This window comes from Vibrio sp. 10N.261.55.A7, assembly GCF_002877365.1.
Classification (GTDB): domain Bacteria; phylum Pseudomonadota; class Gammaproteobacteria; order Enterobacterales; family Vibrionaceae; genus Vibrio.
Genome location: NZ_MCWZ01000066.1, coordinates 1 through 7,925, shown reverse-complemented (window position 1 = coordinate 7,925; position 7,925 = coordinate 1). Strand labels below are relative to the sequence as shown.

Genomic DNA, 7,925 nt, shown 5'->3' with positions numbered 1-7,925 from the left:
TGTTCAAAAACAACCTTGCGCCCTAGCCCCGTTTTCGACATCAACGTCTCTTTTGTTGAAGCCTTTCGAGCCTGACCTTTATTCGCATTTTTCTTGCTCGCTTTATCAATCATCGACAGAGCGACATCAAACAAAATACTTTGAGGCACACACGCGTCAACCACACCGAGCTTTTTCGCCTTTTTAGCGCGTAGTTGCTTACCGGTCAGAATCATATCGAGTGAAGGGAGCAATCCTATTAATCGTGGTAATCGTTGCGTACCACCGGAACCTGGGAGCAGTCCAAGCTGAACTTCAGGCAACCCAAGCCTCGTCTTATCTGAATCGGTACAAACACGGTAATCACACGCCAGCGCTAACTCTAAGCCGCCGCCTAAACACGGCCCATGAATGGCTGCAACAACAGGGTAAGGCAGATCAGACAGCGCCTGGAACATCTCTTGCCCTTGCTTAGCCAAGGCTTGCGCTTCACTGGCTGTGGTACACGCAGCCAGCATTCGAATATCGGCACCGGCAATGAAGTTATCCGGCTTTTCAGAGTAGATCACTACCCCTTTGACCTCATTTTGATACGCTTCGAGTTCAACAAAGATATCTTTCATTTCATCGGCAAACGCCGCCTGAAGAGTATTCATTTTTTCGCCTGGCACATCAATGGAAAGCCAAGCCACTTTGTTTTCATCTACTTTTAAATGGAACACTTTAGATTGTGACATTATTCAACCTCCAAAATCATCGCTGCGCCAAGTCCACCCGCTGCACAAGCAGTATTCAGTGCCAATCCACCACCACGACGTTTTAATTCACGCAGAGTTTGAGTCATCATACGCGCGCCCGTTGCTGCAAATGGGTGCCCATAAGCCAACGATCCGCCTAGCACATTGAATTTATCCATATCAATTTCACCTATCGCTTTCTCTCGTCCAAGGTGCTGTTGTGCAAAGCTGTCGCTCGCGAACATTTTCACATTAGACAAGGCTTGCGCGGCGAAAGCCTCGTGCATATCAATTAAGGTCAGGTCCGAAAGTTCTATTCCAGCGCGGGCTAACGCTAATGGCGTTGCGTAAGACGGCCCCATCAGCATGTCTTTTTCAACGCCAATCGCTGAGAAGGCGTAAGAACGAATAAAGCCCATGATCTCTAATCCAAGTTCTTTGGCTCTGCCTTCGCGCATTAGCATCACAGCCGCTGCCCCATCGGTAAGAGGCGTACTGTTTGCAGCGGTCACTGAACCGTATTGTCGATCAAAAGCAGGGCGCAGTTTTGCGTAACTTTCAAGCGTAGAATCCAATCGAATGTTGTTATCTTTACTTATCCATTTCTTATAAGGTTCAGGGAAGGCTGTCATTACCTCCCCTTCGATTTTTCCTTCATCCCATGCTTGCGCCGCTAAGGTGTGAGATCGGTGAGCGAGCGCATCTTGGTCTGCACGAGAAATGCTATGCGTTTTTGCCATTTGCTCTGCCGTTTGTCCCATTGAAATACCCGTTGAGTATTCAGCAACGGCAGGCGGCACTGGAACAAGATCTTTAAAGGAAAGGTTCTTTAGAATATTAAGTTTTTGGCCAACCGTTTTGGTTTTACTGAGAGCCAATAGATTTGCGGCTAGCTTTTTCGAGACACCAATAGGTAAAACAGAAGAAGAATCTGCCCCACCCGCGATACCGATATCAATCGTTCCAGATACGATACTTTCAGCGACGTTCGCTGCAGATTGGAAACTGGTTGCACACGCTCTTGTTACACTGTAAGCGTCGGTGTGGATATTCATACCCGTACCCAACACGATTTCACGCGCAATATTGGGCGCTTCTGGCATTTGAACCACTTGTCCAAACACAACTTGATCGATGAGTTCTGGTGGCACTTCGCTGCGAGCCATCATTTCGTTAACGACCATTTTACCAAGGTCGACGGCTGGCACTTGGCCAAATTCGGTACTTTGACGAGCGAAAGGGGTTCGCAATCCCGCAACAACAGCAATACGTTCACCGGAACGTGTTTGCAGAATCTGCTTATTAAAATTATTTGGCTTACCCATTTGTTCTCCTTACATTCGTCGTTCAACATTAGAGGTCAGACCTGATGTATTGTAACGAAATTGTTAACTCAATCAAACGCTCGTTTGAATAAACGTGACCTAACCAGTATAGAACGGAAAATGTACAATGATGTTCAATGAGGGAAAGAGGCTAACAAGTTGATTTTTATGAGAGAAGGAATTTGGGCAAAAAAAAACCACACAAAGCTGTGTGGTTGGAATGTATATAAAGCAATTAACTTACGCCAATTGAAAAAATCAGTTTCCTGATTAGGAGAAAGTAAAGTCAGCCTTCAAAAGGAAGTGTCATCTTGCTCAACACGCTAATTCAAAAGAACTAACTAGATGACAGTTGTACTATAGCTTCAATAGGGTATAAGATTTTGAAGTAGATCAATTTTACTTCAAGTTTTGAAGCCATTGACCCCTAGATGGAGACTTTTGTGTCAATAATCGATTTGTTTGGAAATAAAAAACCAAAACGTACGGTCAACTCTGATATGGATAAACATAGAAAATACGAAGCGCTTGTGCGCGCCTATCATCGTGACCTATTCCGATACGGATATTGGCTTTGTAAAGATAAAAGCATTGCCGAAGATCTCGTTCAGGAAACGTGCCTAAGGGCGTGGAAATCATTAGATAGTCTGCAAGATGAAAAGGCTGCAAAATCATGGCTTATTACCATATTGAGACGTGAAAATGCACGACGCTTTGAAAGAAAACAGTTCGATCTTGTCGACATCGATGACTACGGTAATGACGCCATTGTCAGCGACGACCCACATCACCAATCAGAATGGTTACAGACTCTGATCATGAAACTGGATGTGGAATATCGCGAGCCACTATTTTTACAAGTGGTGGGGGGGTTTAGCGGTGAAGAGATCGGCTCTATCCTAGAACTGAACAAAAATACCGTAATGACACGCTTATTTAGAGCACGTAATCAATTAAAAGAGATGATGGATTCATCGCAGTCTACAAGAGGGCAGCAAAATGGATGATTTAGAATTTCGCCGCCAAGTTATGTCGGATCCAAAGTATCGAGACAATGACATTCTAGAAGCCATTAGCTCTAGTGAAGCTAATAGTAAATTCTTAGATGAGGTCATCGACCTCGATGCACAAATACTTAACGCAATGAAAACCGATGTTCCCGATGATCTTGCTGATAGGATTTTGTTTAACCAGCCTAACGATACTTCCAACGTCGTCAGGCCAACCTTTGTAAAACGTTCAATGGCCCTAGCCGCTTCGGTTGCCTTCGCTGTTGGTTTATTTGCAGGGCAAGTCAATTGGGGCAACCTGCTTGTACCACATGCGCAAGCAAGCCTTGCAAACACAGCCATGGAACACGTTATAAATGAGAAAGCTTTTATTGCGCCATTAGATGAGCAAGTAGGCAGTTTCCAGATTAACGTTAAAATGCAGCCTTTTAACATGAAGTTTGATCAAGACTTCCCCTATCATGTCTATTACCTTAACCATTGTGGCTTTGGTGATTCGAATGCGATGCACATGGTATTCAAAGGTGAAAAAGGTAGAGTGACGCTTTTTGTTACCAACATTTTTGAGCAAGACCGTAATGAGTTCAATAAAGAGGGAATGACCGGAATTGTCGAACCAATGAATAATGCCAGCATGGTCGTTGTCGGAGAAGAAGGCGAAGATGTCGCTAAAATTGCGGAAAAACTCACCTCTATGGTGATCTTCACTCAATAGCAAGTAATCATTCTATTAAATGGCTCTAGTTTCATATTAGAGCCATTTTTTTGCGTATTTTATAGAGCTAAAACTCTAAAAACAGTGTTTTATTCCCTTTTTCCTGTCAGTTCGCCATCATTTCGGTAATTTTACCGCCTAAATTAAAGGTGGTCGGATTTGTTTGCTATATACTTGAGTCTAGGATCAGCCACCACTGAGCATTTGCTCAAATATATCGCCCATCTAGAGGCGAATATTACAAAAAGGAAAAAGCAACTATGAACAACTCGCGTCTGTTTAAAAAATCGCTTCTCGCAGTGACTATTGCCTCAGCTTCTCTTGCCTCTGCGCAAGTAGCAGCAGCAGGTTTCCAACTCAACTCTCAATCAGCAACCGGTCTAGGCCGTGCTTTCGCTGGTGATGCTGTTATTGCCGATAACGCATCTGCTATCTCTCGCAATGCGGCTGCACTCGCGTTGTTTGATCGCACTGAAGTGTCTTTGGGTGCTAACGTTATTCAGTCTGAAGTTGACATTACAGGTTCAACTTATACTTCCCCATTAGGTTCTCAGTCTGTAAATGACACACAAAATGATGCGACCTCATTTGTACCTAACCTTTTCATCGCACACCCGATCAATGAACAATTCGCTGTTGGTTTCGGTGCGTACTCTAACTTTGGTACTACTAATGAGTTTGATAATAACTGGGGGGCAGGAACAGGTACTCTTTATATTGATAGCCCTGTAACTCAAAACCCAACTGCAGTTGTTCCTGGCGCAGATGCATTTGGTGGTACTACTAATGTAAGCTCTATGAACCTTCTTTTTGCTGGTTCATATCGTATCAACGAACAGTGGAGCGTTGGTGGTGGTATTGACTTCGTCTACGGTGAGGGAGAACTAAAGAGAAACTCTACAATGAACGTAGAAGTCGGCTCACCTGGCGCATCCGTTCCTACTGGCACTACATCAACTCAAAACCTGATGGATGTTGATGCCTCTGGTTGGGGCGTTGGCTTCAACCTTGGTGCCGTTTACGAAATGAACGAGAACAACCGTTTCGGTCTAAGCTACCACTACAGCCCTGAAATCGAAGCAAGCGGCACAGTTTCTTACCAAGGCAACGCTAATATCGGCGACCTGAAAATGCCACTGCCTTCAATGGCTGAGTTCTCTGGTTACCACCGTATTGAAGACACTAAGTTTGCGGTCCACTACAGCATTCAGTACATCAGCTGGAGTGACTTTGATGCGCTTGTAACAACAAGCGGCCAAAACATTAAAGATTACAAATGGAAAGATACCTTCCACTACTCAATCGGTGGTACGTACTACATCAACCAAAACTGGGAAGCACGTATTGGTTACATGTTTGACGAAGGCGTTCAAGATACACTGACTTCAGTGTCTGTACCGGATTCAGACCGTCAGTGGTTCTCAGCGGGTGCGAGTTACCACTTCAACGCAGACCAAACACTGGATCTGGGCTTCACTTACCTAGTGGGTGAAGACGTTGCCGTAACTGATACTATCAGTACTACTTCTGGTGATTTGGTACTAAATACAACAACGAAAGCGACCGCTATTCTATTCGGTGCTCAGTACACACACAGATTCTAATTCCGTATCTGCACTGTACTTTAAAGGGCTGGTTATCCAGCCCTTTTTGTTTTTCTCACTCCCTTCAATCGCCATTTCCCGTAGAAACCTGTGATTTCGTATCACAACTGTTCGCCGAAATAATTAAACACTTCCTTAACATCCAGTTTTTAACTCTACCAATGCTCAATATCAAAGATGTTTAAACCAAATACGTGTCTGTAGCTATTTTTAATTTTTAAAGTAATAACTCTAAAAGTAACATTCAGTCCCTATATGGATTTAACTGAGCGAACATTACAATGAAATTTAGCTGCACTCGTAAAACAATTCTATCAACCGCTATCTCTATCGGACTGCTTTCTACTTCTACTTTCGCTTCGGCAGCTGGCTTCCAGTTGGCTGAATATTCAGCAACAGGTCTGGGTCGTGCCTACGCTGGTGAAGCAGCAATGGCTGATAATGCGAGTGCACAATGGCGTAACCCAGCAATGCTTACATACCTAGCTGGAACACAAATCTCTGTGGGCGCTATTTATGTCGACCCTAATATTGATGTTAATGGACAAATTAGTGGTGCCCTCAATACTCAATCAGATGATTTTGCCAATAGTGCAGTTATTCCTAATTTCTATTTTTCACATCAGCTAAATGAACAGTTCTTTATGGGTGTTGCCTTAGGCACAAACTACGGCATGGAGACCAAACTTGATGACAACTTTGCTGGCAACCACTTTGGTAACGAAGCCATGGTTAAAACAATGGAAGCTAACCTAAACCTTGCCTATCAGCTCAACCAGGCCATAAGTTTTGGTGGTGGTTTGCGATATGTCATGGGTGAAGGTCACTTTGGTGCAACCTCTCCAGCGCAATCAGAGCCAACACTCCCTAAAGGTACAACGTTGAAATACATGGAAGGTGACGATACAGCATGGGGCTGGCAATTAGGCACTGCGTGGCAGATTAACGAAGCGCATCGAGTTGGCTTCGCGTATAAATCGGAGGTCGATCTTAAGCTTTCTGGCTATGCTGAGGGACTCGGTTTTGGGCTGCCTGCCGGTACTCGTGATAATGGTTATATGAACCTTGCCCTGCCCGCGACAGCAGAATTAGCAAGTCATCATCAACTGAACGAGAAATTGGCTATCCATGCCAGCATTAATTGGACAGACTGGAGCAGTTTCGAAAAGTTAGAAGCGCATCTTGAGAACTACGGCACTCACATGGTGAAAGTCGAAAACTGGGAAGACAACTACCGTTTTGCCTTAGGTGCAACTTACCAGCTAAATCAGAAAATTGCGTTACGCAGTGGTATCGCCTACGACATGTCAGCGGTGAGTGATACGAATCGTACTATTACCATCCCAGAAACCGACCGTACTTGGTTAAGTGTTGGAGCAAGCTATGAAGTCAGCTCTCAACTCAGCTTTGACGGTGGATTCACTTACATCTTAGCGAAAGATGCGGATATTAAAGAGTCAAGAGGTTATGAATCTGATGATACTGCGCAAGCGATTGGTGGCGCGTTCACGGGAACGACATCTGGCAGCGTGTGGCTCATTGGTGTTCAGGCAAACTATACGTTTTAGCCCAATAATTTAACAGCAAAAATAAAAAGGTGAACCGCTTGGTTCACCTCTCTTTTTTACTGTATTTTCTAGAATTCTTCATCCAAATAATCATCGAGGAAATCTTCTTCTTCCTCATCATAATCATCGGTTCCTATTTCTGCCCTATAGTCTTGATGCTGGATATAGATATCACGAGTTAACGCATACGGGTCTGGGGAGCTATCAAGCAAGGACTCTTGAGAGGCTAAACGCGCTCTAGACTCTAATCCTTCAAGCGCCCACTTTCCAAGCGCTGCCCAGATATTCAGATAAGAGAGCGGTACATATAACCCATCAACGACATCCGTAGCCTCACGCACTGTCCATGGCCCATAAGCTGGCACCATCACGTAAGGCCCATTACCCACGCCATAATGCCCGATGGCATCACTTGCCGCTTTATTTCCGTGCTTTGTAATTCCCGCCTCAGAAGCGATATCAATAAGACCTAAAAGTCCAATGGTTGAGTTCAGCCAAAAACGATTAAAGTGGTCGAGCGCTTTGCCACCATTTCCCATGACAAGGTTATTGACCACACTTGAAGGTTCATCAAGGTTGGATAAAAAGTTTGCTACACCCGTTCGAACTGGAGAAGGCACATAATTTACGTAAGCCATTGAGGTAGGACGAACCAAATACGGATCCAAGTACTCGAAGTTGAGTGTCCACATCGCCCTGTTAAAGCCCTCAAACGGATCATTAACTTGTTCTGATGTATCTTCTTCAAAGGCGCTATCATCGGGAGCGGTTGCACAACCTGTTAGAAAAACAGACATCAGTGCAAGCTTTACCAAAAGCACTCTGTTTAAATCCATTTACTCGCATCCTTAACAAAATCAATCAAACAAACGCGTTCCATAACACTTGTTCTACAGTATGCCGCCAACATATTAAATTAGTCTATTATGTTATGACAATTAAACAATTTAATGCAACTAAACAAAAGGCCGATGTTATACATCGGCC

Annotated in this window: 7 protein-coding genes; 4 read left to right on the top strand and 3 right to left on the bottom strand. The window is 44.2% G+C overall.

The window, feature by feature from the left end:
- On the bottom strand, positions 1-716 hold a 716-nt coding region (locus tag BCU12_RS05265; protein WP_198599257.1), incomplete at its 3' end, for an enoyl-CoA hydratase-related protein.
- Positions 716-2,041, bottom strand: a complete 1,326-nt coding sequence (gene fadI / locus BCU12_RS05260; protein WP_102403309.1) for an acetyl-CoA C-acyltransferase FadI — start codon at positions 2,039-2,041, stop codon at positions 716-718. The genes fadI and BCU12_RS05265, both read right to left, overlap by 1 nt.
- 431 nt (positions 2,042-2,472) lie before the next feature.
- Here fadI and BCU12_RS05255 point away from each other — a divergent pair, with 431 nt between their 5' ends.
- From BCU12_RS05255 to BCU12_RS05240, 4 genes are all read left to right on the top strand, one after another.
- On the top strand, positions 2,473-3,048 hold the full coding sequence (locus BCU12_RS05255) for a sigma-70 family RNA polymerase sigma factor (RefSeq protein ID WP_102403308.1): 576 nt from the start codon (positions 2,473-2,475) through the stop codon (positions 3,046-3,048).
- Positions 3,041-3,766, top strand: a complete 726-nt coding sequence (locus tag BCU12_RS05250) for a DUF3379 domain-containing protein (protein ID WP_102403307.1) — start codon at positions 3,041-3,043, stop codon at positions 3,764-3,766. Before BCU12_RS05255 ends, BCU12_RS05250 begins: the two co-directional genes overlap by 8 nt.
- Positions 3,767-4,026: 260 nt before the next feature.
- The gene (locus tag BCU12_RS05245) at positions 4,027-5,370 is read left to right on the top strand and encodes an outer membrane protein transport protein (protein ID WP_102403306.1); all 1,344 of its coding nucleotides are present in this window, start codon (positions 4,027-4,029) and stop codon (positions 5,368-5,370) included.
- 281 nt (positions 5,371-5,651) lie between these two features.
- Complete coding sequence (locus tag BCU12_RS05240; RefSeq protein WP_102403305.1) at positions 5,652-6,938, top strand: outer membrane protein transport protein; 1,287 nt, start codon at positions 5,652-5,654, stop codon at positions 6,936-6,938.
- 68 nt (positions 6,939-7,006) lie between these two features.
- Here the strand turns inward: BCU12_RS05240 and BCU12_RS05235 are convergent, their stop codons facing one another.
- Positions 7,007-7,774: an MlaA family lipoprotein gene (locus tag BCU12_RS05235; RefSeq protein WP_102403304.1), complete on the bottom strand. Its 768-nt coding sequence runs from the start codon at positions 7,772-7,774 to the stop codon at positions 7,007-7,009.
- Positions 7,775-7,925: the final 151 nt, after the last annotated feature.